Origin of the sequence: Serratia sp. NPDC087055 (assembly GCF_044900985.1) — a bacterium.
In the GTDB taxonomy this organism is placed as follows: Bacteria; Pseudomonadota; Gammaproteobacteria; order Enterobacterales; family Enterobacteriaceae; genus Serratia.
The window spans coordinates 1,855,599-1,881,651 of the sequence record NZ_JBJDOG010000001.1 but is presented as its reverse complement, the minus strand read 5'-3'; the positions used below and the strand labels follow the sequence as shown (position 1 = coordinate 1,881,651).

25 protein-coding genes are annotated in these 26,053 nt (G+C 54.3%); 14 read left to right on the top strand and 11 right to left on the bottom strand.

Annotated features, from left to right (window positions below):
- Nucleotides 1-166: 166 nt before the first annotated feature.
- The 11 genes from ACI2J2_RS09055 (at nucleotide 167) to ACI2J2_RS09005 (ending at nucleotide 11,474) form a co-directional block, all read left to right on the top strand.
- Entirely contained in the window at nucleotides 167-763 is a 597-nt protein-coding gene (locus ACI2J2_RS09055; RefSeq protein WP_404759911.1) for a DUF3304 domain-containing protein, read from the top strand.
- A gap of 57 nt (nucleotides 764-820) precedes the next feature.
- Nucleotides 821-1,354: a DUF3304 domain-containing protein gene (locus ACI2J2_RS09050; protein WP_404759910.1), complete on the top strand. Its 534-nt coding sequence runs from the start codon at nucleotides 821-823 to the stop codon at nucleotides 1,352-1,354.
- A gap of 56 nt (nucleotides 1,355-1,410) precedes the next feature.
- Nucleotides 1,411-1,938 (top strand): T6SS immunity phospholipase A1-binding lipoprotein Tli1-KP, encoded by a 528-nt coding sequence (tli1, locus tag ACI2J2_RS09045; RefSeq protein WP_404759909.1) that lies wholly within the window; start codon nucleotides 1,411-1,413, stop codon nucleotides 1,936-1,938.
- Nucleotides 1,926-4,361, top strand: a complete 2,436-nt coding sequence (locus ACI2J2_RS09040; RefSeq protein ID WP_404759908.1) for a T6SS phospholipase effector Tle1-like catalytic domain-containing protein — start codon at nucleotides 1,926-1,928, stop codon at nucleotides 4,359-4,361. The genes tli1 and ACI2J2_RS09040 overlap by 13 nt, the downstream gene beginning before the upstream one ends.
- A gap of 19 nt (nucleotides 4,362-4,380) precedes the next feature.
- A complete protein-coding gene (locus ACI2J2_RS09035) occupies nucleotides 4,381-4,536 on the top strand; it encodes a hypothetical protein (protein ID WP_404759907.1) in 156 nt (51 codons plus the stop codon).
- A complete protein-coding gene (tssA, locus tag ACI2J2_RS09030) occupies nucleotides 4,536-6,140 on the top strand; it encodes a type VI secretion system protein TssA (protein ID WP_404759906.1) in 1,605 nt (534 codons plus the stop codon). The genes ACI2J2_RS09035 and tssA overlap by 1 nt, the downstream gene beginning before the upstream one ends.
- Before the next feature lie 38 nt (nucleotides 6,141-6,178).
- Nucleotides 6,179-7,933, top strand: coding sequence for a type VI secretion system baseplate subunit TssF (gene tssF / locus ACI2J2_RS09025; protein ID WP_404759905.1), 1,755 nt, complete (start codon nucleotides 6,179-6,181; stop codon nucleotides 7,931-7,933).
- Nucleotides 7,897-8,982 carry a type VI secretion system baseplate subunit TssG gene (gene tssG / locus ACI2J2_RS09020; protein WP_404759904.1) on the top strand — a complete coding sequence of 362 codons (1,086 nt, stop codon included), beginning with the start codon at nucleotides 7,897-7,899 and terminating at the stop codon, nucleotides 8,980-8,982. The genes tssF and tssG overlap by 37 nt, the downstream gene beginning before the upstream one ends.
- On the top strand, nucleotides 8,960-9,505 hold the full coding sequence (gene tssJ, locus ACI2J2_RS09015) for a type VI secretion system lipoprotein TssJ (protein ID WP_404759903.1): 546 nt from the start codon (nucleotides 8,960-8,962) through the stop codon (nucleotides 9,503-9,505). Before tssG ends, tssJ begins: the two co-directional genes overlap by 23 nt.
- The gene (gene tssE, locus ACI2J2_RS09010; protein WP_209632641.1) at nucleotides 9,505-9,954 is read left to right on the top strand and encodes a type VI secretion system baseplate subunit TssE; all 450 of its coding nucleotides are present in this window, start codon (nucleotides 9,505-9,507) and stop codon (nucleotides 9,952-9,954) included. Before tssJ ends, tssE begins: the two co-directional genes overlap by 1 nt.
- Nucleotides 9,955-10,082: 128 nt before the next feature.
- Nucleotides 10,083-11,474, top strand: a complete 1,392-nt coding sequence (locus tag ACI2J2_RS09005) for a VasL domain-containing protein (RefSeq protein ID WP_404759902.1) — start codon at nucleotides 10,083-10,085, stop codon at nucleotides 11,472-11,474.
- A gap of 170 nt (nucleotides 11,475-11,644) precedes the next feature.
- Here the strand turns inward: ACI2J2_RS09005 and ACI2J2_RS09000 are convergent, their stop codons facing one another.
- The gene (locus ACI2J2_RS09000; protein ID WP_404759901.1) at nucleotides 11,645-13,639 is read right to left on the bottom strand and encodes a BCCT family transporter; all 1,995 of its coding nucleotides are present in this window, start codon (nucleotides 13,637-13,639) and stop codon (nucleotides 11,645-11,647) included.
- Nucleotides 13,640-14,107: 468 nt separating this feature from the next.
- Between ACI2J2_RS09000 and ACI2J2_RS08995 the strand changes: the two genes are divergently transcribed.
- Nucleotides 14,108-14,323, top strand: a complete 216-nt coding sequence (locus tag ACI2J2_RS08995) for a hypothetical protein (RefSeq protein WP_037419327.1) — start codon at nucleotides 14,108-14,110, stop codon at nucleotides 14,321-14,323.
- A 105-nt stretch (nucleotides 14,324-14,428) separates the two neighbouring features.
- Here the strand turns inward: ACI2J2_RS08995 and ACI2J2_RS08990 are convergent, their stop codons facing one another.
- The 8 genes from ACI2J2_RS08990 to ACI2J2_RS08955 all read right to left on the bottom strand — a co-directional run bounded on the left by ACI2J2_RS08990 (nucleotide 14,429) and on the right by ACI2J2_RS08955 (nucleotide 22,888).
- Nucleotides 14,429-15,838 (bottom strand): c-type cytochrome, encoded by a 1,410-nt coding sequence (locus ACI2J2_RS08990; RefSeq protein ID WP_404759900.1) that lies wholly within the window; start codon nucleotides 15,836-15,838, stop codon nucleotides 14,429-14,431.
- The gene (locus tag ACI2J2_RS08985) at nucleotides 15,835-17,490 is read right to left on the bottom strand and encodes a GMC family oxidoreductase (RefSeq protein ID WP_265555073.1); all 1,656 of its coding nucleotides are present in this window, start codon (nucleotides 17,488-17,490) and stop codon (nucleotides 15,835-15,837) included. The genes ACI2J2_RS08990 and ACI2J2_RS08985 overlap by 4 nt, the downstream gene beginning before the upstream one ends.
- A gap of 15 nt (nucleotides 17,491-17,505) precedes the next feature.
- Nucleotides 17,506-18,066, bottom strand: a complete 561-nt coding sequence (locus ACI2J2_RS08980) for a sorbitol dehydrogenase family protein (RefSeq protein WP_404759899.1) — start codon at nucleotides 18,064-18,066, stop codon at nucleotides 17,506-17,508.
- A 409-nt stretch (nucleotides 18,067-18,475) separates the two neighbouring features.
- On the bottom strand, nucleotides 18,476-19,273 hold the full coding sequence (locus ACI2J2_RS08975) for a DNA/RNA non-specific endonuclease (RefSeq protein WP_209632647.1): 798 nt from the start codon (nucleotides 19,271-19,273) through the stop codon (nucleotides 18,476-18,478).
- A gap of 170 nt (nucleotides 19,274-19,443) precedes the next feature.
- Entirely contained in the window at nucleotides 19,444-20,904 is a 1,461-nt protein-coding gene (locus ACI2J2_RS08970) for a TrkH family potassium uptake protein (protein ID WP_265555069.1), read from the bottom strand.
- A gap of 137 nt (nucleotides 20,905-21,041) precedes the next feature.
- On the bottom strand, nucleotides 21,042-21,353 hold the full coding sequence (locus ACI2J2_RS08965; protein ID WP_037419344.1) for a hypothetical protein: 312 nt from the start codon (nucleotides 21,351-21,353) through the stop codon (nucleotides 21,042-21,044).
- A 239-nt stretch (nucleotides 21,354-21,592) separates the two neighbouring features.
- Nucleotides 21,593-22,192: an NAD(P)H:quinone oxidoreductase gene (wrbA, locus tag ACI2J2_RS08960; RefSeq protein WP_209632649.1), complete on the bottom strand. Its 600-nt coding sequence runs from the start codon at nucleotides 22,190-22,192 to the stop codon at nucleotides 21,593-21,595.
- Nucleotides 22,193-22,270: 78 nt separating this feature from the next.
- Nucleotides 22,271-22,888, bottom strand: coding sequence for a LysE family transporter (locus ACI2J2_RS08955; protein ID WP_209632650.1), 618 nt, complete (start codon nucleotides 22,886-22,888; stop codon nucleotides 22,271-22,273).
- 68 nt (nucleotides 22,889-22,956) lie between these two features.
- Here ACI2J2_RS08955 and ACI2J2_RS08950 point away from each other — a divergent pair, with 68 nt between their 5' ends.
- On the top strand, nucleotides 22,957-23,880 hold the full coding sequence (locus ACI2J2_RS08950) for a LysR family transcriptional regulator (protein ID WP_404759898.1): 924 nt from the start codon (nucleotides 22,957-22,959) through the stop codon (nucleotides 23,878-23,880).
- Here ACI2J2_RS08950 and ACI2J2_RS08945 read toward each other — a convergent pair.
- Nucleotides 23,864-24,334 (bottom strand): helix-turn-helix domain-containing protein, encoded by a 471-nt coding sequence (locus ACI2J2_RS08945; RefSeq protein ID WP_265555061.1) that lies wholly within the window; start codon nucleotides 24,332-24,334, stop codon nucleotides 23,864-23,866. The genes ACI2J2_RS08950 and ACI2J2_RS08945 overlap by 17 nt on opposite strands.
- Nucleotides 24,335-24,464: 130 nt before the next feature.
- Entirely contained in the window at nucleotides 24,465-25,040 is a 576-nt protein-coding gene (locus ACI2J2_RS08940; RefSeq protein ID WP_265555059.1) for a helix-turn-helix domain-containing protein, read from the bottom strand.
- Between the two features lie 67 nt (nucleotides 25,041-25,107).
- Here ACI2J2_RS08940 and ACI2J2_RS08935 point away from each other — a divergent pair, with 67 nt between their 5' ends.
- On the top strand, nucleotides 25,108-26,025 hold the full coding sequence (locus tag ACI2J2_RS08935) for a DMT family transporter (RefSeq protein ID WP_265555057.1): 918 nt from the start codon (nucleotides 25,108-25,110) through the stop codon (nucleotides 26,023-26,025).
- The last annotated feature ends 28 nt before the right edge of the window (nucleotides 26,026-26,053 follow it).

The following is a 26,053-nucleotide window of genomic DNA, read 5'->3' as shown; positions in this document are numbered from 1 at the left end:
CTTGGTGAGGTAGGCTCAGGCGCGTTGTGCTGACTGGGCGATCTGGATCAGCGGGTTCGAGAGCCTGTGGGTGAAGGAGCCGAAAGACTGCCCGAGATAAGGAAGCCGATTTAGCCAGGCCTCTCCGCCGTTTCCTCTTTAGTCCCACATCTACAAGGAAAGTCAGATGAAACATGCATTACTCAGCCCGCTGCTGGCGGGTTTGTTGCTGTTAACCGGCTGCTCACAGCCTGCTGCGCAGGCAGGGGGCAGTGGAGGCGGTGGCACCATTAAGGCCATCAACCACACCCAATGGGCGATTAACCACTTCAGCGTGGATAACCAGTCGGGCATCGACATTATTGGGCCGTTCCAGGGCGGCGGTGGCGGTTGCTGCTACAGCGTGCCCGCCCGCTGGCAACCGGGCATGACGGTGCGTATTGATTGGGAAACCGGTGTGGCATATGCCAGTGATCTCCCGGAGCTACCTGCGCCAACTCGTCCAGCCTATAAAGGTCAAAATAATAAAACGTGGACTGAAGAAATATCAAAATACAATCAACAAAGGAGTGCTTGGTACAAAAAAGTTAATGCCTTGAAACGCCAGCACAGCAAAATAGTCCCGGTTCCTGATTATAACGGCCAGGATACCTGCGGTATTACGGTGCACTTTTTGCCCTGTGATGAGGTGAAGGTGACCACCAGTTGCTGGTCACCGAGAAATGCTAACTACCCGATTAAAGAGCCCATCAGGATGAAGGAGCCAAAAGACTGCCGGAGATAGCCTGTCTCCGGTTGTTGTTTCCCTCTTAGTGAATTCCACATCTACAAGGAAAGTCAGATGAAACATGCATTACTCAGCCCGCTGCTGGCGGGGTTGTTGCTGTTAACCGGCTGCGCCCAGCCTGCTGCGCAGGCCGGGGGCAGTGGCGGCAGCGGTACGATTGACGCCATCAACCACACCCAATGGGCGATTAACCACTTCAGCGTGGATAACCAGTCGGGTATAGATTCTGTAGGTCCATTTCAGGGCGGCGGCGGCGGTTGCTGCTACAGCGTGCCCGCCCGCTGGCAACCGGGCATGACGGTGCGTATTGATTGGGAGAGTGGTGTTGGGTATTCAATGGATTTCCCTGGTTATCAGGACAGGAAAAAATATCTTGCCTGGAAAAAAGGGATAGATGCGCAAAAACGCCAGCACAGCAAAACCGTCCCGGTTCCTGATTATAACGGCCAGGATACCTGCGGTATTACGGTGCACTTTTTACCCTGCGATGAGGTGAAGGTGACGACCAGTTGCTACACCTACGATAGCCCGGCCTATCCAATTAAAGAGCCCATCAGGATGAAGGAGCCAAAAGACTGCCGGAGATAGCCTGTCTCCGGTTGTTGTTTCCCTCTTAGTGAATCCACATCTACAAGGAAAGTCAGATGAAACATGCATTACTCAGCCCGCTGCTGGCGGGTTTGCTGCTGTTAACCGGCTGCGCCCAACCTGCTGCTCAGGCCGGGGGCGGTGGTGGCACCATTAAGGCCATCAACCACACCCAATGGGCGATTAACCACTTCAGCGTGGATAACCAGTCGGGCATCGACATTATTGGGCCGTTCCAGGGCGGCGGTGGCGGTTGCTGCTACAGCGTGCCTGCACGCTGGCAGCCGGGCATGACGGTGCGTATTGACTGGGAGAATGGGGTTGGTGGTTCTAAAGGTTTTCCTGGATTTGCTGACAGGGCTAAATACAAAGCGTGGAAGAAAGAAATTGATGCTCAAAAACGGCAGCACAGCAAAACCGTCCCGGTCCCCGATTATAACGGCCAGGATACCTGCGGTATTACGGTGCACTTTTTGCCCTGTGATGAGGTGAAGGTGACCACCAGTTGCTGGTCACCGAGAAATGCTAACTACCCGATTAAAGAGCCCATCAGGATGAAGGAGCCAAAAGTATGTCCGAGATAAAGGAAACCGATTTAGCCTGGGCACCACCGCTGTTCCCGGCGCAGGGCCGCCTGCCGACCCATGCATTGCAGATTGGGCAGAGCCTCCATCAGCAGGACAGCGCCGAGCTGCGCTACCGCCAGGAGCTGTGCCTGGCCGCCGGGCGACGCGTGGTGCCGCCGTGCTGTAAAACGCTGCATATCAGCCTGTTTTTCGATGGCACCGGCAATAACCTGAACAATGACCTGCTTCTGTCAAACCCAAAACACCCGACCAATATTGCCCGTCTGTTTCGCGCCACTATCGGTGATGGTACCGCTGGCGGTGTTTCTGATAAACGCAAGGTGCCGCTGGATACGGCAAGTGAGAGTGGCGGAAAATACTTTAAATTTTATATTCCCGGTGTGGGTACCCCGTTCCCGGAAGTGAATGATCTGGACTATTCGATGATGGGGCTGATGGGCGCCACTAAGGGCGAGGAGCGAATTAACTGGGCGCTGCTGCGTATTATTGATGTACTGAAGTTTAGCGCCACGGAAAAGTGGCTGACTACTGCGGAGAGTCGCCGGTCTATCAGCAACATGGGTACCAGCTGGAACCGCCTGTGGTTTGGTGGCAGCCACAACCGCTATGAAGAGTTCAGCCGCTTACTGAATGATTTAGCCCCGAAGCTGAGGCCATTGATTACCCAGCCGGAGCCGGGAAAACCCAAGCTGTTAGGCATCAAGTTGTATGTTTACGGTTTTTCCCGCGGTGCGGCGGCGCGCGCCTTTGTGCGCTGGCTGAGTGAGCTGTTACCCCCACCGGCTGCGGAAGGTGAGAAGCCCCCGCAATGCCTGCAAATTGGTGAGTTGCGGCTGCCCATCAGCGTGGAGTTTCTCGGGTTGTTGGATACCGTGGCCTCGGTTGGGGTGGCGCATGTGGCACCGCTTGCCGAGGGGCATATGGGCTGGGCAGACGATACGATGGAGCTGCCGAGTGATGAAACCTATGGCGGGTTGATAAAAAAATGCGTGCATTTGGTTTCCAGCCACGAGCAGCGGCTCTGCTTTCCGCTGGACTCAGTGCGCCGGGGTAACGGCAAATACCCGTCTTATGCCACCGAGGTGGTGTATCCGGGGATGCATTCGGATATTGGTGGTGGTTACCCGCCGGGCGATCAGGGGAAGGCTAATGATGAGGATGACAGCTTATTGTTATCACAAATCTCTCTGAACGATATGTATGCTGCTGCTTTTAGTGCTGGCGCACCGATGAAAGTCCCAGAGGGTATATTACCTGATGAGCTAAGTGCCCAGCGTTGGAGAATTATGGATGCTGATAACCTTTCTGAGTTCGATATAGATACACAATTAGTAAACCGCTTCAACGCCTGGCGCGAACTCACCCTCAATCTGACCACGCCCGAAAAAATCAGCCCTGATGAGGTGGCCAGCTACAACCCGCCGCGCGCCAGCGGCAGTCTGGAAAGTATCATCGAGAATCAGATTGCCTGGATCACCGCCTGGCGTATTGACCGCTATGCCAAAGGGACGCTGGTGGAACAACGGTTCTATAAAGATGCCTCGGATAAAGAAGCACTGCCCGCCGCGCGTAAAGCGGCAAAAGAACTACGGAATGAAAATCAGGAAAAGGTTCTCAAAGCGCGCCAGGACCAGATAGCAACACAGCCCGCCGACAAGATGGACGATCTGGTGCTGCACCCAGGGGTCAAGGATTTTGATCCGAAGATGGATAAACCCCAGCTGTTTGAAGCGGCGAAGGAATTTGGCAAGGATTACCACGACGGCTACCGTATCCCAGATAACCTGGCGCAGGCGGTACTGGATACGGTGTTGCAGCCGATGATTTTCGTGCTCAATACCGATGATGAACCGCAGGAGTACCGGCGAATCAAGGCTGACGGTGACGCCCGCGTGGCTGTCCTGTTTCCCGCTGTCGGTGAGGCCAGCAATGCGGGCCAGCCCGCCGGGCTGGTCAGGGCACTGTTCGACGACCAGGTACACGACTCGCGCGCCTGGTTTATGCACGCCGCGCTGGGTACGCGCGAGATGTGGGCCGGCTACTTCCGTTACCGCATGATGTACTTCAGCGAGCAATGCAATAAGTCGCTGTCGCCGTTGGTGATCGCCGGCAACCTGGTAGGTTTTGCCACCCTCGCCACGGGGGTGGTGCTGAGTTTCAAACAGAAAAGCCTAAGCGGAAAGTTGGCCGGTCTGGCCGCCACCGGCGCAGTGCGTTCGCTGCAGGTCGAGGTGCTGGACAGGCTTACCGGCCTGCCGTTACCGGAGCTGCCGGGGGGCGAACAGCTCAGGGCTTTTACCACCGAACCGGGCGTGGTTGTCGCCTTACAGAAAGCTGCGGTGGCTGAACAGCAACTGGCACGGACGCAAGCCGCGATCCCGGCCAGATGGCTGGAGCAAGCCCTGACGGTAATCACCTGAGAACACGGAGGAAAGCCCGATGAGTAACGTCATCCAGTTGGGCAAAGGGCCATTGGTATTGCTGGACCTGCGTGCCTTTAGGCTGCCGGGCAATATATTTAGCGTGGATGCGGCAGCGACCGCGCAGGTGCTGGCAGGCAGAACGGACAGTGACGGCATGGACGGAATGGAATAATGAGCACACTGCACAATCTTGTTACTGCCTGTCAGGGGGATGCAACTCTTTTGCGACAGCAGGCACAGGCGCGCACCGAAAACTGGCGCCAGTGGTTTTCCCCGATAAGCGAGTCCAGCCCGACCGGCGAAGACCCGGGATATGACGATGATTTTCAGCGTATCCGCGAAGAGGTCAACAAGCTCTCCGGCATTGATACCGGCCTGATTTGCACGCTTGCCGAAAAACTGCTTACCACCACAGCCAAAGATATCCGGATTGCCACCTATTACTGCTGGGCCCGTCTGCATCAGGACGGGGAGGCCGGCTTTGCCGAGGGGCTTGTACTGCTGGCGGGAATGCTGACGTGTTATGGATCTCAGCTCCATCCACAGCGCGACCGCAGCCGTAAAGCGGCCCTTGAGTGGCTTGCAGGCTCCCGGGTGCTCGACAGTCTGTCGCTTTATCCGGAAGTCGTACGTGATGATGCACTGCGTAATACCGGGGCGCTGCTGCTCATCCAGGACTGCCTGGATACAGCGCCGGAAGCATCAGGGGCAGAACTGAACGCCTTATACAGCGCGCTCGAATCGCGCCTGATGAAAGCCGGGGGCGTGGATGCTGTGGTGCCGCAGAATGCCAGCAGCACCGTGCAGGAAACGCACACACCAGACACGGCAGGCAGTAGTACCGCGCCCGTCCTGACCCGTATCACCTCCGGTCAGGATTTGCTGGCGCAGGCCCGTACCCTGACAGACTATTTACGCGAGCAGCCCAATGGCTGGCTGGCGGCACACCGGCTGATGAAGAGCCTGCGCCATGACACCCTGAGTGCCATTCCGGCCCCGGATGCTGAAGGGAAGACACGTATTGAACCTCCTCGTGCGGACCAGCGGGCCATGCTCAAACGTCTGTACCTGCAAAAGAGCTGGTCCGAAATTCTGGAGCAGGCAGACAGCGCTTTTTCCCGTGGTGCCAATCACCTCTGGCTTGACCTGCAGTGGTATACCCATCAGGCGCTATTGAAATCGGGGCAGGAAGTTATTGCGGCGATTATCGTGGCTGACCTGAAAGGCCTGCTGTGCCGGCTCACCGGACTTGAAACGCTGGCGTTTAATGATGGCACACCGTTTGCTGATGAGGTTACGTTCAACTGGATTACCCAGAGTGTTCTGGACGAGATGCCGGGCTGGTGTGATGAACCAGTCAGCGCCATCAGTGCGACTGACAATGACATTCTGGCCCTTGAACCGGAAGCCCTGGAGAAAGCCGACAACGACGGGTTGGATGCAGCACTTCACTGGCTCCAGACGCGACCGGGCACGTATTGTGCGAAGGATAAATGGCTGCTGCGCCTTCTGATGGCCCGTGTGGCAGAGCAGAAGGGTAAGAATGAACTGGCGTTGCATCTGTTGGGCGAACTCGACGTTGCCGCGCTGTCCATCACCCTGACGGAATGGACACCGGCACTTCTGTTCGAAGTTAAATCACGGCGCCTTAGGCTGCTGCGCATGAAAGCTACCCGCAGTGAAACCGACAAATCCCGGTTCCAGCCAGAAATGGATCAGCTTCTGGCCGGTCTGATAGCACTCGACCCGGCCAGCAGCGCGGTGCTGTGTGGTTAACGGCCGATGAATGCACCCATTACTATAATCAGGTAACTATGGACGACTTAACCCTGCGTTATTACGACGCCGAAATGCGCTACCTGCTGGAGGCCGGCGACGAGTTTGCCCGCGCTCATCCCGAGCAGGCGGCGATGCTTAATCTTGATAAAGCGGGCGCGCGCGACCCGTACGTGGAGCGCCTGTTTGAGGGCTTTGCCTTCCTGATGGGCCGGCTGCGTGAGAAGCTCGACGATGACCTGCCGGAGCTGACCGAAGGGCTGGTCAGTCTGCTGTGGCCGCACTATCTGCGCACCATTCCGTCGATGTCGGTGGTGGAGTTCACCCCCGACTGGCGCGAAATGAAAGAACAGATGCGCATCGCCAAAGGCTTCGAGGTGAACTCGCGGCCGATCGGTGAGAAGGGTACGCGCTGCCGGTACACTACCACCCAAGAGGTTACCCTTCAGCCGCTGTCACTTGAAAGTGCGCGTCTGGCAACCGATGTGGATGGTCGCTCGGTTGTCACGCTTCGCTTTAGCTGCGGCGAACTGGCGGACTGGAGCCGTGTCGATCTCAGCCATATTCCGTTCTACTTTAATGCCGATGCGCCGCTGGCCTGCGCTATGCACGAAGCCTTCACTCTGAATGTGGCCCGGATATGGCTGCGGATGCCCGGCGATGCGGAAAGAAGACTGCTGGAGGGGCATTTCACTGCGCTTGGGTTTGCCGATGACGATACCCTCTGGCCGAAGAGCAACAGCAGTTTCAGCGGCTACCAGCTGTTGTTGGAGTACTTTACTTTCCGCGAGAAGTTCATGTTCATCGGCCTGCGTGGGCTGGAGACCGTGGCTTTTCCGGCTGAGCTTCCCTGGTTTGAAATTGACGTGGTGCTGGCGGAACGCTGGGCGCATGACTTCAGCTTTACCGAAAAACATCTGCGCCTGAACTGCGTGCCGGTGATTAACCTGTTCCCGCTGGAGTCCGACCCGCTGACGCTCAACTCCCTGCAGACCGAATACATGCTGCGCCCGATGCGCGTGCAGGATGGTCATACCGAGATATATGCGGTCGATTCGGTGATGTCATCAAGCCGGCATACCTACGTGCCGTTCTCGAGCTTTCGCCACAAGGGCGGAATGATGCGCCACGCAGCGCCGGAGTATTACTACCACACCCGAGTGCGTCGGGGGCCATCCGGGCTGCATAACACCTGGTTGATCCTCGGTGGTGAAGCCTTTGATAATCACACAATACCGGAAGATGAAAGTCTGTCGCTGACGCTCACCGGCACCAACGGTCAATTGCCGCGCCGGGCGCTGCAAAGCACGGTGCTTGATACGGTAATGAAAACCACCTCGGCCAGCATCGCCGTGCGCAACCTGTGTGCGCCGACGCTGCCCTGTTATCCCCCAGCGCAGGACCGTTTCCACTGGCGGGTGCTGAGCCATCTTGGCAGCGGGTTTCTGTCGATGATGGATAATGCCGACGTGCTGCGCGGTACCCTGGCGCTGTACGAGTGGACAGACAGTGAGATGAACCGCCGTCGCCTTGAGGCCATCCTCGACGTGAAACACAGTGAAACGGAGCGTTTTGAGCAGGGCTACCTGGTACGCGGCGTGCAGATTGAAGTGACGCTCGACAGCCACGGCTTTGCGGGAAGAGGGGATATCTCCCTGTTCGGGGAGATGCTGAGCCGTTTCTTCGCCTTGTACACCGATATCTATCTGTTTAACCGCCTGATTATCATCCTGCAACCGACCGGAGAGCGCCTGGAATGGGAAGAGAAGCACAACCGCCGTATTCCCGGCTGAGCCCGCGACTGGAAGCCGACCTTCACCGCATTAACTTTTACCGTTTCTGTCAACTGCTGGAGAAGCGTAATCCGGGCAAACCGCTGATGGGCTCAACCAGCCATCCTGGTGACGACCCGGTACGCTTTGCGCCCCATCCAGGGATGGGCTTTCCTGCCAGTGAGTTGAAGGCAGTTGAGTACGACGAAGATGATGACAGTAAACCACCGGTCATCCGCACCACATTTATGGGAATGTACGGCGTGGATTCGCCACTGCCGACAGCCTATCTTGATGACATTACCCAGCGCCGGGAAGGGCATGAGGCACTGCAGGGTTTTCTGGATATCTTCAGCCACCGTATCCTGACCCAGTTTTACCGCATCTGGCGTAAATATTCCTACCCGGCAACGTTCGAGCCCGGAGGCACAGACAGCATCTCTCAGTCTCTGCTGGGTCTGGTGGGGCTGGGTATTCCCGGCACCGCAAACCATATTGCCACACCCGTGTCCCGCTTTCTGGCGCTGCTGGGTGTGCTGCAGCAACCGGGCAAAACCCAGGAAGGAGTGCAGGCGTTGGTGACCCTGCTGGCCCCGAATACCACTGTGCAGGTGAGTCCGTACTGCCTGCGTCCGGTGGCGTTAAGTCAGCCGCTGGGTTTTTACGGCGATGATGATTTTCTTTTGGACGGCAACACGCCGCTCGGCGATGAAGCGATGGATGCCGCTAGCCAACTGCGGATTGCGCTCACGACAGATAGCGAACTGGAAGCGCAGGGCTGGAAGCCGGATGGTCTGCTCTATCAGGATTTTCTGGTGATGCTGCGGGTGTATCTCGGCTGGCGCTTTAAGGCAAAAATCACCCTGACGACCCATACCCGACTGCTGGTGGCTCCGCCGCTGGGCGAGGGGCCTTTCTGGCTCGGCATGAACGGCGTGCTGGGCGCTGAAGAGGGGGAACTCTCAGAGGATATTCCTCAGAACTTCACGACGGAGCTGGGCTATTACAGCGGTATGAAACCTGCCACACCACAACAAGGAAACCGACGTGTTACGTATACGTTTAACTAGAACCGCACGCTGGCTGTTGCCGCTGATAGCATTCAGCCTGGCGGGATGCGGGGTGACGCAGAGTGTCACCGATGGCACCAAGTCGGCCTTCAGCGCCCTCTTTTACAAGAAGATTAAGGTCCTGCACCTGGATTTCACGGCACGTGAGGCGTTGAATACCGACGCCCGCGAGAGCAACGCGTTGTCCGAGCCGGTAGTGGTTCGCGTTTACCAGCTGAAAGACCGCAAGACCTTCGATAAAACGGTCTATCAGCAACTGCTCAAGGATGACGGCATCATTCTGAAAGACGACCTGCTTGCCAACCGTGATGTGGTGCTGAAACCGGGCGGGGATGTGAACCTTGACATGCCGATGGAAGAAGAGGCGCAGTTTGTGGCGGTGGTGGGGTTATTCCGCCATCCGGATATGGACAATAACACCTGGAGGCTGACGATGGGCCGTGAAGAGCTCGATCCGGACAAGGCCCGGGTGATCGAGGCCGGAAACAATCATCTGACGCTGCTCCACGTAAAGGATAAGTGATGCCTCATACTCACCAATCACCTTCGCTGTATGAAATGCTCACCGGTCATTTTACCGGGGGCTTTGGTCTCAATCAGGTCAGCGAAGAAAATCAGGTCATATTGTCCGTGCTGGACAATATGCAGCGCATTCTCAACTGCCGCGCCGGCACGCTGGCTCATTTACCCGATTATGGCCTGCCTGATATGGCGAAAATCCTGCAGGGAATGCCGGGGACCGCCCATCAATTGATGGGGATGCTCTCAGAGGTACTGCTGAAATATGAACCACGCCTTAAAAACGTTGATGTAGTGATACAGGAGCAGACTCAGCCCGGTAAGCTGCGTTACGCCATCGATGCAGAGCTGAAGAGCATAGGTCTGGTGCGTTACGGCACCGAGTTTATGCCTGAGGGGAGGGTGTTGCTGCGCCACCTGAAACAACAGCAGTATCTTGATAATTCGCTGTAAGCCTGAGCAAACTGGATGGCACCAGGGCTTTGGTATCCCCTTCTTATATGGACATTCTGAATGAAATTGCAAACCGGCATAAACAATAACCCTCCGGCGTGGTAAACGAGTTAAATGGATATCTGGTCATGAAAGACTTTCCTTCCAGTAAAATCAAAACCGGTAGCGACCCGCGCACACTATCGGATTATGTCACCCTGCGCGATGAACTGAGTAAGCTGATGCATCCTGCGCGCCCGGATGTGAACTGGCGTTATGCTGAAAAACTTTGCCTTTCGCTGTTTGAGCAAAATGGTGTGGAGCTGCAAACGGCAGCCTGGTACACGCTGGCCCGCGCGCAGCTGGCCGGAGTGTTCGGTCTGAATGAAGGATTATCCATCCTGGAGACCCTGATAAGCCATCAATGGGGCGTGCTCTGGCCGCAGCCGGTACATGCCCGCATGGAAATTCTAAGCAGTCTGAGTCAGCGGCTACAGCAACTGATGCGTATGCTCCCCCTGAATTACAGCGATCTTAGCCAACTTTATCGGGCGGAACAGCACCTTGCTCGCTTGGGGGCAGTATTACAGCGCCTGGAGCTTAAACATCTCAGTCAGCTCGATACCCTACGTACCGTTATGCACAACAATGCCGTCAGACTGGAAAACAGCGATGACGCAACCCGCACCGCTCCGACTATTCAATCAGGTATCACGTTGCCTGCTACGGTGATGAATGATGCAGTGGCATCCACCGGGGCTCTTTCCGGTAGTCCGGCAGAGGAGAATAGTGCAGCGGACAGCGCAGAGAAATGGGTATATGTTGCGCAGCCGGAACAACAGCCGAACGTAGAAGTTTTGAGGGCGACACAAGCACCGGAAAAAAAGTGGAAATTCTTTACTGCTGGAATGATCACCATGCTGGTGATAAGTGCGGTAACGGTGTGGGGTTGGCATGTCTTACACCGAGCTGACCCGTTACAGGCTCAGTTTGCTGCATCCCTGGCGCCGTTACCCGCAATACTCACGCCTGAACAATTGGATATGTTGCGTCAGCAATCTCCGTTACCACACACTGTAATCGCACAAACAGAGCAGCAGCTTGCCCGGCTGGACAACCTTCCCCCTGGCTGGAGTATTGCCTACAGCCGGCAGCTTCTGGAACAGGCTCAGTCGTTGTGGCCGGAACAGGCTAAGCCTCTGGTACGACAGTGGCAGCGGCAGTTGAACGCTGCCAGCATACCGACAGAAAACCTGAATGGCTGGTATCAGGGAATGGCAACGCTACAAAAGCTGAGTGACAGGCTGAACGGGCTTGATGAACAGAAAGGTAAATACATGACCGTCAGTGAGCTGAAATCAGTGGTATTTTCCACCATGCAGTCCTTTAATCAATCGATACCGGCTGAAGAGCAACTGCGAGCATTGTCAGAAAAACCGGCTCAAGAACCTTTACCTGCCGCGGCTATGGCTCAACTGGAGATGCATCTGAAGCAACTGACTGTCCGTTATGCTGAAATAAAACTGAAAGCATCAAAATAAACAAATGTTAAGAACTATGAGCGTTGCTACTCTTTACCCGAATAGCCGTGTCCGGACAGGACCAAAGAAACGGTGGGAAAAGCGCGTTTTGTTGTGTCCAGAAAAGCGCGTTGTACCGCGGGCATAAAAAAGCCGCCCTGGATGGGGCGGCCGTGTCGTCGCTGAGGGGATTAGCGTACCAAGTGCAGGAAGTGCAGATGCTTCTCGTACTGGTCAAGAATATCGTGAATGATCTGCTCTTGTGTCCAACCCATCACATCGTAATCCTGCCCACCTTCTTTCAGATGCACCTCACCGCGATAGTATTTATGTTCTTCGTCGCGTTCCTCATCGTTCAATCCGGCCAAGGCAAAGGCCGGTTGAATGTAAGCTCGCAGGCGAACCTCATAGACAAAGTTCAGATCTTCACCCAAATCAACTTCAAAACGGATACGGTCGTCCTGCGAATCATCAATCGAGGACGTGGTGTTTTGTTTAGCTAATTCGGCCTCCACCAACATCATGGCTGGCTGAACCACTTCACTGACAAAACGTTTTACCTGAGAACGTTTCGGGAAGTAGGCAATATTACGTAAGCGTCGCTGCCACGAGATTGGGTTACGTGCCGCAGTCGGTGCAATCGTGGTCATCACTTGGCTATCGCGTTTGTACGCATCGATACGCAAGGCTTTTAATAACCCGTAGATCGACACCAGCAAGATCATCGAGAACGGCAGGGCACTGGCAATGGTTACGGTTTGCAATGCGCTCAGCCCGCCGGCAATCAGTAATGCAATCGCGACGACTCCCATCATTGAGGCCCAGAAGATCCGCTGCCAGACCGGCGTTTTATCTGTGCCGCCGGAAGCTAATGTATCAACGACCATCGCTCCAGAATCCGCAGAAGTGACAAAGAACACCACGACCATTGCCATCGCGATAAACGACAGAATATTAGAGAACGGGAAGTGCTCCAGGAAGTTGAACAGCGCCAGAGCTACGTCGTTTTGTACCGTGTTGGCCAGATCGCGCGCGCCTTCGTTCATGATCAGATTGATGGCGCTGTTGCCGAAAACGGTCATCCAAAGCAGCGTAAAGCCCGCCGGAACGAACAGCACACCGGTGACAAACTCACGAATAGTACGTCCACGAGAAACGCGGGCTATGAACATACCCACGAATGGCGACCATGATAACCACCAGCCCCAATACAGCAGTGTCCAACCGCCCAACCAGTTGCTGGATTTTGGCTCGTAAGCATAGAGGTTAAAGGTTTTACTGACGATATCGGAAAGGTAGCCACCGGTATTTTCAACAAAGGATTTTAAAAGCAGTACGGTTGGCCCAAGCGCCGCGACCAAAACCAATAGCAATACGGCCAGACCGAGGTTCAGTTCGGACAGAATGCGGATCCCTTTGTCCAGACCAGACACTACCGACAGCGTTGCCAGCCCGGTAATCACCACGATCAGAATTACCTGTACCGTGGCGTTGATCGGCAAACCAAACAGGTGGTTGAGGCCGGCATTAACCTGTAATACGCCATAACCCAATGAGGTTGCGACGCCAAACACGGTACCGATCACCGCAAAAATATCTACCGCATGGCCAATCGGCCCATAAATGCGGTCGCCAATGATCGGATACAGTGCCGAACGTAGCGTCAGCGGCAAACCATGCCGATAGCTAAAGAACGCCAAAATCAACGCCACGATGGCATAAATCGCCCAGGCATGCAGGCCCCAGTGGAAGAAGGTTAGGCGCATTGCCTGTTTAGCCGCTTCCACTGTTTCCGGCGTCCCGGTTGGGGGCGAAAGGTAGTGCATCACCGGCTCGGCGACGCCAAAGAACATCAGGCCAATACCCATCCCGGCAGAAAATAGCATGGCGAACCATGAAACATAGCTAAAGTCTGGCTGGGCGTGATCCGGTCCAAGCTTGATATTGCCGTAACGCGATAAACCCAGATAAGTCACGCTTAACAGGATCAGTGCAACCGCCAGAATGTAAAACCAACTGGCGTTCGTGAATATACCCTGTTGTAGCGTTTTGAATTTACGATCGGCTAATTCAGGATAGAGGGCGGCAAATGCCACCAGGATGATGATTAATGCTGCAGAGATAAAAAATACCGGAGGATTGATATGGCTACGACGTGCCACAATTTCAGTGTCGTTTTGGCTCATAGAATACCTTCTAGCTAGTCCGTTAGGGAAATGGGGTTAATCCTTTAAAACAACGCCATAAAAAATGAGCAAACAACGTGCCCGTGAAATTTAACGCGATAAGTATATCGAAAAAACGACGAAATTGACATTTTTTGGTTTAAACGGCTATTTTGAACGCCTTTATTAGACGTTTTAGCTATATAAAAATAAAGTAATCAGGGCAGGTAATTCCCTCTTTTCGAAGGAAAAAATGCGTTAGCTGTATCAGTAATACCCGTATGCACATAAATACAGCATCAGGTTGGCAAATAGGGGGCATATTGGTAACACAACGGTGTTGTTAGCGCGTGGTAGAGCAGATCGTGATAGAAACGCCTATAACAGTGGTCAGAACCCAGGAGGATGTGCCGTTAACTATTGATCAGGGCAATGCAAAGGTTAGAATAGGGTTACGCGATTGTGTTTCGCGCTGTCATGGAGATCAAGATGAGTGGGTATCAAATAGCATTGTGGACGATGATCTTTCTGAAGTCGGGTGCATTTCTGGTGTTTGTTTGGTGGTGGATGTTCAAGCGTGCAACCAAGCCTTATGTCCGTCCGCAAGATGTTGTTATTGACGAGACACCGGATGATGACAATCTGACAATGGAAGAAGTGATGAAGAAACACGGAATTACGCGTGTGGAAAATCAAACCCACTAAGTATTCCTCGCCGTGTCCTGTCCACATCAGACAGAGCCTATCTCTACATGACTTGCAGCCACACCTGCAAGCCAGGAATCACTTCCCGGCTTGCACGTCTTTGGGTTAACGCCGTTTCCTTCCGATCAACCACACCATGATTAATAACGCCAATACCGCAATGCCGATAGCCGGAGCCATATAAGGCTGTAACCGGGCCAGCAAGGGTATTGGTCCGCCCTGTCGCAATACGGCAACGTCTACAGCGCTGACTTTAACCGCCGGGTTGCCATACTGTTGCAGGACATAATTGCTGATAGCGGCGATCTGCCGATCGTTTAGCGGATTAACATATGACTGCGGGCCAAAGTTCGGCATCAGCACGTGCTGGTCGCCGACCTTACGTTCTACGCCGAACAGTATGGCCGAGATCAGGTTGGCTGGGTTGCTGGCGCCAGTGGCAGTATTGTTGAACAGTGAAGGATAAGCCTGGTTTTTACTGCCGCTACCGTCCGCCTGATGGCAACTGGCGCAGTTGCCGCTGAACAATGCCGCGCCGTCGGTCAGGGTGTTATTTGCATTGGCTGGATGTAACCCGCGCAGTTGCGCTTCTACATTAAACGGCTTGCCGTAGCTATCAGCAGCCTGATGGTCGTTGGCGTCTCTGATTGGCGTCGTGCTTTTCAGGTAAACGGCAATGGCCGATAAATCCTCATCGGAGAAATATTGCAGGCTGTTTTCGATAGCCTCGGCCATACCGCCAGCCGCCTGGTTCTTGCCGGCGACCTGACCCGTTTTCAAATACTGAACCAATTGCTGCTCGTTCCAGCCGCCAATGCCGCTGATGGGATCAGACGTAATGTTCGGAGCATACCAACTGCCGACCATGCCGCCTGCCAGTGCCTGGCCACTGTCCTCCGCCATCAGCACGTTGCGTGGCGTATGGCAGGTATCGCAATGCCCTGGCCCATTGACCAGATAAGCCCCTCGATTCCATTGTTCACTCTTGCTGGCATCCGGTGCGAAACGGCCCTCTTTCAGGAACAACAGATTCCAAGCCGCCATGCTAAAACGCAGGTTGAATGGGAATGGCAGATCGGTCAGCGTATTTTTCTGATCGACAGGTTTCACGCCGTGCATAAAGTAAGCGTACAGCGCCTTGATGTCCGCATCGCTCAGTTTTGTATAAGAGGTGTAGGGCATTGCGGGATAGAGATGGGTGCCATCGGCACGAATCCCGTCCCTGACCGCATGCGCAAACTGCTCTTCGCTATAACTGCCGATGCCTTCAGCGTTTGAAGGGGTGATGTTGGTCGCGTAAATCACCCCCATAGGGGAACTGATGCCATAGCCGCCGGCATAAGGCGTACCTCCTCCCGGTTGAGTATGGCACGCCTGACAGTCCGAGGCGATGGCAAGGTGCTCACCTTTTTTGATTAGCGCAGCGCCGCTCAACGCGTTGTCATCCGCGGCTTGTGCGACGCCACCGCCAATAAGCAGCAGAGATAACAGTGTTAGTTTCAGCTGTTTTTTCATGCTTTCACCGCCAGCTTACGCGCAATGTCATCTGCGGCCTTGATGCCCAATGCCGCCATGGTCAGGGTACTGTTCACCACGCTGGCCGACGGAATGGCGCCACCGCCCGGCAACCAAAGGTTGGCATGGTCGTGAGCCCGGCAGTTGCCGTCTACTACCGAGTCTTTGGGGTTATTGCCCATAATGGTGCCACCCATAATATGGTTATTGGCATTCAAGCTGGTGGTGATGTTGAACTCTTCGGCGTCAAACAGCTGGCCTATATGCTCAAGCTGTTTATGTGCAGCCTCAGCGCCTTTGCGAACATAATCACCGACGTCGTAATGGATGTCTGGGCAAGGCAGACCATGAGCATCTGTACGGGTTTTACTCAATGTCAGGCGATTATTTGGATCTGGTAACGGTTCCAGACTAATGGAGAGATCGACGCCATAGGCGGCACGTCGGCGGATCTCAGCATCTAACTCTTTACCGACTAACCCTTTCGCCAAAGCCTGCTGTGTGGCAGGAACCACCCGGTTGATATTGTTGAGGATCATTTTATTGGCTGAGTAATCCTTGCGGAACTCGCCGTCACGTGGGCCAACCAAGCAGCTGCTTTGGGCGGGGCCACGCCCCAGCCAGAGCGGTTCTTTCGCCAGGAAAGTACAGTGGAAACCAGAGTGGTCCATCATATTGCGGCCAACCTGATCGGACGTGTTGGCAATGCCGTTCGGGTTGCGTTCGTTTGCCGCCATCAGCAGCAGGCGCGGTGTTTCTATACCGTTGCAGGCGAGTGCGAAAGCGTTGGCCGTGGCCTTGTGGGATTGTTTTTTGTTGTCCAGCCAATGGACGGCGGTAACCTGGTTCTGTTCATCAGTATCGATCTTGTATACCACGGCTTCTGCCAGTACCACGGCGCCTTTCATTTCAGCACGCTCAACGTGATGGATGCCGTTGTACATAGCACCTATCGGGCAAATAGGTTGGCAGTTGTTATTACCACAGCACGTCGGGCGGCCTTTCCACGGGTGGATGCTTCGCCCCTGTGGAATAGGAACTGAACGGTAACCGTGCGGGTTAACCACTTCAGCAAAACGGATATCGCCGTGAGCCCAGGGCACCATATCCATCGGATAAGGCTTACTGCGCTCAACCGGAGACTGTTGTTGCGGATCGTTGGGACCGGCGACGCCGATCTCTTCCTCAGCCCGGCAATAATAGGGTTCCAGCTCGTCATAAGAGATGGGCCAGTCGCGGCCAACGCCGTATAACGTTTTCATTTGAAAATCACTGGGCACGTGGCGCCAGCAAGAGGCGGCCCAATGCCAGGTGGTACCGCCGACGGTACGCAGATAACCCTGTTTGAAACTGCCGGCACTGGGGCCGCTCAGGGCTACATAGTTATTTTCCGGGAAATAAAGCGGTGCGGTGGCAAACTCTGATTGCGGGTATAACCCCTGGTAATCGGAGCCAGCGCGGTTATCAAAAGGCATATTGCGCCAGTTCTCAACAGCCTGGGCACGTTCTATACGCAGGCCAGCTTCCAGTACCAGCACGGAAAAGCCTTGGCTGACCAATTGATCGGCCATCATGCCGCCGACAATACCGGAGCCTACGATCACGATATCAGCCGATGCATCGCCATCGGCGGTAAATACAGGTTTTTTCATTAAAAAGCTCTCAGATCACAGGGGAACATTGACGGCAGGCGGAGTAGCGGTCCACCACAGCGGCCCATTGCCACAATAGGTAGGAACGATCAGGGCATCGCTGGCGGGGCGATACATCAACGCGTCTTTATAGGCGATCAGTTCTGCCGTTTGCCCGTGGCCGACGGTACCGGTGTACCATGCGGTGATGATTACCGTGAGCACGTCTTGCAGGCCAGCCTGTGTCGCTTGCTGTTGCAACTGTTTTGCACTTTGGCCTGTGTGCAGCAAGCCGCTGATCTGCTCAATCTGCGAGCTAAACTGGGCATCCCGGTTATGCAGCGCGGTAAAAATACGCGCCGACATTCCCTGATCGATATCCTCATGTTCAGTTAATGTCTGAGAAATTTTGAAGAAGCGAGCAAACTGCAACGGATTGGCCGCGGCGGTATGTTGTTCCGCTTGACTGAGGAAAGGATAGCTAAGCAGGGACGTTGCCAGCAGGGTTGAGGCCAGTCCCAACAGGACTTCTCGTCGACTGAAACCGGTTCCATTTTTGGCCGGTAATCCACCATCGTCCGATAACAAGTTTTCCATGTGTTTTTCTCACAGCAGGTGTTAGTGCCGAATAAGGCAAAGGGAAGCGGGTAAAGAGTGATAAAAAATAATCAACAATGGAATAACTCCATTATTTATAGTTTTGCGTCTAATAGTTTTGGAGAATATTAACTTGGCGATAACCTTTCGGCAATAAACTTGCTCAGGTGTCATGACAAAACAGCACGTAAAGAACAAAAAAAGCAGGGGCAACGCCACGTTAGGTTGGGAGAGGGCAATATAACTACGGTTATTGAGGGGTAAACAATCAGCGCATTGAGCGACATTGGCCGCGCGATCTCAGAGCAAAATAGAAAACTAATAAAGCTTATTTATATTTTCTCTGCCGTTATTATTTTTTAATCCAAACAAATAAAAAACCCGCCGCAGCGGGTTTCCGGTGAATAGGTTAACTTTTGCAGCCCATCAGTTCCGGCAGAACACCCGGTTTGGCCTTGAGTGAAGCCTGCACATCATCCGGCAGACCCGCCCAGATAATTAACCCAGTGCGCTTTTCGATTTCATTCACTGTCACGCGGTACTGGCAGAAGTCGGCATTCTTCGGGGTGTTTTGATCAAACAGAAACGCGGCATAGTGGTTCACTTCCGGGCTGTTGTTGATGAAGATCACCTTCCAATAAGCACTCGGAATCGTATGTGCTTTTTGAGTACCCGGCAATTTGCCCATATCACGCTCGTACAGTGGGCCAGTTACGGTATACACCGAGCTGATGTCTGCTCGATCAATCAGTTTTCGTTCCTGATCTTCCAATCGCGCCCAAGACCCTTGGTTCAGATCGGCCATTTGTGGCGTGATGTTGGAAAGGTAGTTCAAGGATTCCCAGTCTGACACACCCGCCAATGACGCCAGCGGTGCCTGATGCCCACGATCCACCTTCAGCGCTGCATTGGCGCCGGTATAGTCTGCCGGCACCAGCGTATCAGCCGGATTCAGCGCCGGATCGGCCTTCCAGTTGCGTGTCTTGCCACTGGCAGGCGTGTCCTTGGTAATGTGATAAGCCACCCAGTTGGCGAATTTGGTGGTGCTATTGTTATTCAACGTATAAGCATGACGAACGATTGACAGGTTACTGCTGCCGCCCGTTGGGCAACCGACCGCACAGTTGTCGATAGACTCCAGCGTGTCTGCGGAGGCCTGGGCGGTAAATAGCAGTGCGGCGATAGCGAACATCTTGTTAAAGCGCATATTCATATCCTCAATAAGTAAAATAATACTGTATGCATATACAGTAAAGTTAACTTATCTCAATGAAACGAATACAACAATGAAACACATTCACATTACGAATGTGTCATCGTTGGTACAGCACAGTGGGTAATTAATCAAGAGACTGGGCTGACAGCGCCGTAAAAGTATTAAAAACGCCAAAAGGCGCGCGAGCAGAGGATCAGCATAGGGTAGATCTCAAGACGCCCAAGCAGCATCGCCGCGCACATCAACCATTTTGCAGCGTTGCTGAGCGTGCCAAAACCGGCGGCTGTTTCCCCGAATCCCAGGCCCATATTATTGATACAGGCGGCGACGGTCGCAAAAGAGGTGACCAGGTCATAACCCATCAGGTTCAGCAACCAGACGAAGAAACAGCTGAAAAACACGTAGAGAAAAAAGAAGCTCCAGACAGAACGCAACACGCGATCCTGAATGGGGGCGTTGCCGACCTTGATCGTGAAAACGGCGTTAGGGTGCACCAGTTGGTTAATCTCATGCCGGCTCTGTTTGTACATAATCAGAAAACGCAGCGCTTTGATGCCACCGCAGGTTGAACCGACGCAGCCACCGAAAAAGCTCGCTGCCAGAAGGAGCATGATCGTGTGGGAGGGCATTTTGGCATAGTCGGCGGTGGCCAAACCATTATCGGTCATCATCGAACTGGTGAGGAAAAAACCGTGAACGAAAGCATCCTTGCCACCGTACATCCCCGAACGGTAAAGCTCGAAACAGACAATCGCCACGATGATCGACAGTACCAACAGGAAAAAACGCAGTTCCGGGTTTTTATACAGCGGTTTCAGGCTGCGGCGGCCCACGGCGACGAAATACAGCGTGAAATTTACTGCCGCCAAAATAGAAAAAATACCGCCGACCATTTCGACAGCCGAACTGTCGTAATAGCCCAGGCTCTCATTACGGGTGGAGAATCCCCCGAGTGAAACGGTGGAAATCCCATGGCAAAGGGCATCGAACCACGGCATACCGGCAAGACGAAATGCGACCGTACAGGCCAGCCCCAAGCCGAGATAGATAAGCCACAGATTTTTAGAGGTGTCGGCCAGGCGCGGGGTCAGACGTTCTTCTTTAAAAGGCCCAGGCATTTCCGATTGATAAAGCTTGGCACCCCCAATGCCCAACAACGGCAACACTGCGACGGCCAAGACAATGACGCCGAGACCACCGATAAAATTGAGTTGAGAGCGGTAGTAGAGGACGGATTTAGGTAAGCCAGAGACGTCATTAAGTACCGAGGCACCCGTGGTGGTAATACCGGAGACGCCTTCAAACATGGCATCTGTCAGGCTGATGTTTAACGTGTTATCCATCCACAATGGCAGGGCACTGACGACAGAGAACAGAAGCCAAAACATCACAATGATCAGAAAACCGTCTTGAGTGCGCAATTGTACCCTGGACTGTCGGGTACTGAACCAGCCCAGGCCGCCAAGTGAGCCGGCAATGACCAACGTATAGAAGAAGGAAAAGACGCTTTTTTCTTTATATAAAAGTGCCACCAGTAGAGGTGGGATCATCGACAGGCTGTAAAGAAAAACTAAAAAACTGCAAAGGTGAATAACGACCAGAATCTGCTTGTTCTTGACCATACTTGCGCCCGAGTTGCCTGTCGGCAATGCGTCAATTTATTCTTTAAGAATACAAAGAATAAGGCAGACGATATAAAAAAAACGTAAAAATTCATATCGCCTGAGAAGGTTGGCACGTTTTTTAACCGTGCTGGTGATTATTCCAACAGGTTATTTACAGTGCGACGCACGTATTGCGTCATTTGCGCCAGATCCTCGGGTGACACCGGGCCGCCGCCGGCACGTACCACTTGTTGTTCTATTTGAGCGATCTCTTGCTCGACTTTATTGGCAATCTGCACCTTGACGATTTTATCCACCGACGAGAGCAGGACTTTAAGTACCACTTTCAGTGCCACATTCTCGCAGAACGAATCGTAGTGATGGATCGCAGGCGGCGCCGCAGGGGGTTCGGGTGCGCGCGGGGCCATAGCCTTAAAACTGTCTACATTTTCAATAATAAGATCCATGTCTCTTATTAGTTCATCAAAATCTTTAGACACTGACTTATTTCCCTTCGCTATGCGCAAAAACAGAACGCCCGTCATCAGGGCAAATGCCGATGCTTGACGGGCAGAACGAATTTCGACCGTGACGTTCAGGTAGTGAATGGCAGGCTGAGCGGCATTTTAACCTTGCTGCGGGTTGGCAACAAGATGGGGCCGAACGAATCAACGGCCCCGTCAGGCAGGTAACGGCAGGTTATCGCTTAACTTTTCAGCTTGGTGGTGATTTTCGTCACGTGTTCACCCTGGTAGCGGGCGATAGTCAGCTCTTCTTGGCTAGGTTGGCGTGATCCGTCGGCACCGGCAATGGTTGTTGCACCGTAAGGCGTGCCGCCGCGCGTATGGGAAACGTCAAACAGTTCTGGGGTGGCGTAGCCGATGGGTACAATAATAAAACCGTGGTGCGCCAACGTGGTCCAGGTGGAGGTGATCGTGTGCTCCTGGCCGCCGCCTGTTCCGGTAGAGGAAAAGACGCTACCTACCTTGCCATATAGCGCGCCAGAAGCCCACAGCCCGCCCGTCTGATCGAGGAAGGTGCGCATCTGCCCAGCCATGTTGCCAAAGCGCGTCGGCGTGCCGAAGATAATACCATCGTAATCGGCCAGTTCCTGTGGCGTAGCGATAGGGGCTTTTTGATTTTGCTTACCGCCCGCTTTGGCAAAGGCGTCTGCCGGGATGGTTTCCGGAACGCGTTTGAGTGTGACTTCAGCACCACTGACTCTGCGGGCGCCTTCTGCAACCGCCTCTGCCAGGGTTTCAATATGTCCGTACATTGAGTAATACAGAACCAAAATTTTCGCCATGTTCCTTGCTCCGTTCGGGGGGATTGAAAGATATGCCCCCTAAGCATAGGAGTGAATGCGGAACTTATCCTTACGGCGTTATTTTATCCCTGCCACTGCCAGCAGTGCACCAAAGGTGATCAGCAAACCACCAAACACCCTGTCGATGCCTTTACGCAGCCGCAGGAGGCGCGCATTGATACCGGGCGCGGAAAACAGCAGGGCGACGGCACCGAACCAGAGGATATGAGCAAGTGCAATGAATAATCCGTAACCTATTTGCACACTCAATGGCGTCTGTGGGTTAACCACTTGCATAAACAGGCTGACGATAAAAATGGTGGTTTTGGGGTTTAGCACGTTAGTTAAAAAGCCGGTTTTCAGCGCGGCGAAGTCGCTAACGGCGGTCGGCGTGGCCGAAGAGTCTACCGTATTGGTGCCGGCGTGGCGCAGCATACTGACGCCAAGGTAGATCAGGTAGGCGGCACCCACCGCTTTCAACAGCGTGAACAGCCACAATGATTGTTGGATCAATACACCCACCCCAATCAGGGTATAGCTGACGTGGATAAGCACACCAGCGCCAATGCCGCAGGCAGTCAGCACGCCGGCACGGCGGGAAAGCAGCAGGCTATTGCGTGACACCATAGCGAAATCGGGCCCCGGGCTGATGACGGCGAGTAAAGTGATGGTGACGACAGCGATGAGTTCGGTCATAGTTATCCTGTAGGAAAATCAGAAGAGAGTGGCTGATTTATAAAAGGAATGGCCGACGGTGACAAACGATGAAAACTGACGATATCGGTGAGAAAAACTCACGCAAGATTAACCGACCGCTGTCGCTGGGGGGCTTGCGTTGTTTTGAGGCGGCAGCAAGGTTGGAAAGTTTCACTCAGGCGGCAAACAGCCTGAGCCTGACGCACGGCGCGGTCAGCCGTGCGGTCAGGGCGCTGGAAGATGAGCTCGGCGTTGCGCTGTTCGAACGCCGCCATCGGCGGGTACATCTCACTGATGGCGGAAGAATGCTGTTGCAAGCATCACAACAGGCGTTCGGCATTCTGGAACATACGGCACAAACACTGCGACAGCAGGCGCAGGATGCCCCGCTGGTCTTGTCGTGTGAGCCGACGCTGTTGATGCGTTGGCTGATACCGCGTTTGCCTGCTTTTCAGTTAGCACACCCTGATATCAACCTGCAGCTGGTTGCGGGGGGCGGGCCGTTTTCGTTTCAAGACGGTATTAGCGCCGCTATCCGTCGTAACGATTTTGACTGGGGCGATAAACTGCACAGCGTGGCGCTGTTCGATGAACGGGTCGGGCCGGTGTGCAAGCCTGAAATGGTGCAACGTTTTATTGCTGTTAATGCTGGCCAGTCCACCCTGAGTCATGATGCCGTATTGCTGCATTCCGCTACGCGTCCCGATGCCTGGCAACAGTGGGCGCAGTTCCAGGGTATGGCACTTGATGGGCGAGCCGACCAGCGCTTTGATCACTTTTACTTCAGTTTGCAGGCGGCGGTGGCGGGGATAGGTGTTGCTATCGGCCCATGGCAGCAGGTGCGGGATGACGTTGCTTCCGGGTTGTTGAGTGCGCCTTTTGGCTTCATGCCGGATGGTAGCGGCTACTGCTTGCTGACGCCGCAGGAAATCCAGCCGGACAGTGCTCTGGCCCGGCTGGCCGAGTGGCTGCAGTTTACGGCATACGTCTGAGTTTTTGTGCCAGGCGTTGCTGCTGCCAGCGGCTGATGACGTCACGTAGCAGTAAGGTCCGCATAGCCCGCATGAGGATCGCGAAGCTCATACCGCCGATGGCCCACAGCGACCAAAGATATTGCGGATGAGTAAACCAGTTGATGGCAAACAGCATCAGGCCGATAAGGGCAAAACGTACCGCCATGCTCAGCAACTTGGCTTCCGCTTCAACCTGTCGACGAAGCGTTTGTTCGGCCTCACCCGTGTTTTCATCTTGTGCGGGTATCGGCTGATAGAGGTCGCTGACCTGTACTCCCAATACGGCGGCAATTGCGGTCAGGGTTTCCAGGCTGGCTTGCTCGCCATTTTCAATACGTTGTACGGTGCGGGTACTGAGGCCGGCGATAGTGGCCAATTGTTCCTGTGACCAGCCTTTGTCCAGCCGTAGTTGCCTGATGCGGTAGGTTTGCATTGCGTTCTCCAACGTGAGTCATCACTAAGGCAAAGTGTAGGGGCAGACATTGCCGATCGCCACGACAGCAACATGACATATGCACGACAGACAGGTGACAGCGCAGGGAAAACGCGGGCTGCCGTGGTGATCAGAAGGTGACGTTGCGAATAAAACGTAACGGGTGATTTGTCCGGTTAGCGTAAGCATAGTGCTGATCGCTGTTGAATACCTGGGTTTGTCCGGCATCCAGAATCAATGTTTGCTGTTCCAAGACCAACGTCAGGCTGCCGGCGATCACGTAGATAATTTCGCTCCAGCCTTCAGCATCGGGCACGGAGTCATAGTGTTCGCCCGGCATCAATGTCCATTCCCACAGTTCAACCCGTTGGCGCGCAGGCACGCTGGCGGAGAACAGCGCCTGGCTTTCTGGTTGCTGCCCTTGCCAGGCCAACTCACCCACCAGGTGGCTACCGCGTGCTTCGGGCGCTTGGATCAGATCGGTGAAGGCGATATTCAGTGCGTCGGCGAGCTTGTCCAGTACCGCCAGACTAACGTTGCGGTCACCGGCTTCAATACCCGCCAGCATGCGGCGGCTGACACAGGATCTTTCTGCCAACGCGACTTGGCTTAGTCCCGCCTGTTGGCGATAGCTGCGCAGATTGCTGCTCAGATATTGCAGCACCTTGGGCGCTTCATGTTTACCGCTGTTCTCTGCATTGCTCATCCGCGGGCTTTACCTCATACTGGCAGGATCTGTGCATTATATTGCACCCAGCAGGAAGGGCAAGCCGGTGTCTGCAGTAAAAAAATCCTTTATTTCCACCTTTATACCCACGATAAAGCGGCAGGAAGCGGTGTTGATTTTTATCACCATGATCTGGGGCGGAACCTTCCTGGCGGTACATTACGCGATGAAGTTCAGCGGCCCGTTCTTTTTCGTGGGCTTGCGATTTGCCGCTGCCACCTTGGTGCTGATGCTGTTCTCCTTTCGCACGTTGCGTGGGCTGACCTGGTATGAATTAAAAGCGGGCGTGTTTATCGGTATTGCCATTATGTTCGGTTACGGCCTGCAAACCGTGGGGTTGCAAACCATATCCAGCAGTCAGTCGGCGTTTATTACCGCTATGTATGTGCCGATGGTACCGCTGTTGCAGTGGCTCGTGCTGGGGCGTTTCCCCGGCGTGATGGCGTGGGTCGGCGTGTTGTTGGCATTCACCGGCTTGATGCTGCTGGCGGCACCGAGCAGTACCGACATGACGCTCAGTGTGGGTGAGCTACTGACCTTGATAGGTACGTTGGGCATGGCTGCCGAGATCATTTTGATTGGTGCCTATGCCGGCAAGGTGAATGTTAAACGGGTAACGGTGGTGCAATTGGCGACAGCCTCGGTGGCGGCGTTTTTGATGATGGTGCCGACCGGCGAGTCCGTGCCGCCGTACTCCCATTATTTGCTCTACAGCGCGATAGGACTGGGGCTTGCCAGCGCCATCATTCAGCTAACGATGAACTGGGCGCAGCGCAGTGTTTCACCGACACGTGCCACGGTTATCTATGCGGGCGAGCCGGTGTGGGCCGGGCTGGTTGGGCGCCTTGCCGGTGAGCGCCTGCCCGGGATCGCGTTGTTAGGTTGTGCGTTAATCGTATTAGGGGTGTTGGTCAGCGAACTGCGCATACGCCGCAAAGGAAAAGCGGCGGCGCTTGCTGAATAAGGCCCGGTTGCCGGGCCATTGCGAGGCA

Bases quoted from the DNA above. Each gene is read 5' to 3' on its own strand.
- ACI2J2_RS09055 (WP_404759911.1), top strand. From the start codon at position 167: ATGAAACATGCATTACTCAGCCCGCTGCTGGCGGGTTTGTTGCTGTTA.
- ACI2J2_RS09050 (WP_404759910.1), top strand. From the start codon at position 821: ATGAAACATGCATTACTCAGCCCGCTGCTGGCGGGGTTGTTGCTGTTA.
- tli1 (WP_404759909.1), top strand. From the start codon at position 1,411: ATGAAACATGCATTACTCAGCCCGCTGCTGGCGGGTTTGCTGCTGTTA.
- ACI2J2_RS09040 (WP_404759908.1), top strand. From the start codon at position 1,926: ATGTCCGAGATAAAGGAAACCGATTTAGCCTGGGCACCACCGCTGTTC.
- ACI2J2_RS09035 (WP_404759907.1), top strand. From the start codon at position 4,381: ATGAGTAACGTCATCCAGTTGGGCAAAGGGCCATTGGTATTGCTGGAC.
- tssA (WP_404759906.1), top strand. From the start codon at position 4,536: ATGAGCACACTGCACAATCTTGTTACTGCCTGTCAGGGGGATGCAACT.
- tssF (WP_404759905.1), top strand. From the start codon at position 6,179: ATGGACGACTTAACCCTGCGTTATTACGACGCCGAAATGCGCTACCTG.
- tssG (WP_404759904.1), top strand. From the start codon at position 7,897: ATGGGAAGAGAAGCACAACCGCCGTATTCCCGGCTGAGCCCGCGACTG.
- tssE (WP_209632641.1), top strand. From the start codon at position 9,505: ATGCCTCATACTCACCAATCACCTTCGCTGTATGAAATGCTCACCGGT.
- ACI2J2_RS09005 (WP_404759902.1), top strand. From the start codon at position 10,083: ATGAAAGACTTTCCTTCCAGTAAAATCAAAACCGGTAGCGACCCGCGC.
- ACI2J2_RS09000 (WP_404759901.1), bottom strand. From the start codon at position 13,639: ATGAGCCAAAACGACACTGAAATTGTGGCACGTCGTAGCCATATCAAT.
- ACI2J2_RS08995 (WP_037419327.1), top strand. From the start codon at position 14,108: ATGAGTGGGTATCAAATAGCATTGTGGACGATGATCTTTCTGAAGTCG.
- ACI2J2_RS08990 (WP_404759900.1), bottom strand. From the start codon at position 15,838: ATGAAAAAACAGCTGAAACTAACACTGTTATCTCTGCTGCTTATTGGC.
- ACI2J2_RS08985 (WP_265555073.1), bottom strand. From the start codon at position 17,490: ATGAAAAAACCTGTATTTACCGCCGATGGCGATGCATCGGCTGATATC.
- ACI2J2_RS08980 (WP_404759899.1), bottom strand. From the start codon at position 18,066: ATGGAAAACTTGTTATCGGACGATGGTGGATTACCGGCCAAAAATGGA.
- ACI2J2_RS08975 (WP_209632647.1), bottom strand. From the start codon at position 19,273: ATGCGCTTTAACAAGATGTTCGCTATCGCCGCACTGCTATTTACCGCC.
- ACI2J2_RS08970 (WP_265555069.1), bottom strand. From the start codon at position 20,904: ATGGTCAAGAACAAGCAGATTCTGGTCGTTATTCACCTTTGCAGTTTT.
- ACI2J2_RS08965 (WP_037419344.1), bottom strand. From the start codon at position 21,353: ATGGATCTTATTATTGAAAATGTAGACAGTTTTAAGGCTATGGCCCCG.
- wrbA (WP_209632649.1), bottom strand. From the start codon at position 22,192: ATGGCGAAAATTTTGGTTCTGTATTACTCAATGTACGGACATATTGAA.
- ACI2J2_RS08955 (WP_209632650.1), bottom strand. From the start codon at position 22,888: ATGACCGAACTCATCGCTGTCGTCACCATCACTTTACTCGCCGTCATC.
- ACI2J2_RS08950 (WP_404759898.1), top strand. From the start codon at position 22,957: ATGAAAACTGACGATATCGGTGAGAAAAACTCACGCAAGATTAACCGA.
- ACI2J2_RS08945 (WP_265555061.1), bottom strand. From the start codon at position 24,334: ATGCAAACCTACCGCATCAGGCAACTACGGCTGGACAAAGGCTGGTCA.
- ACI2J2_RS08940 (WP_265555059.1), bottom strand. From the start codon at position 25,040: ATGAGCAATGCAGAGAACAGCGGTAAACATGAAGCGCCCAAGGTGCTG.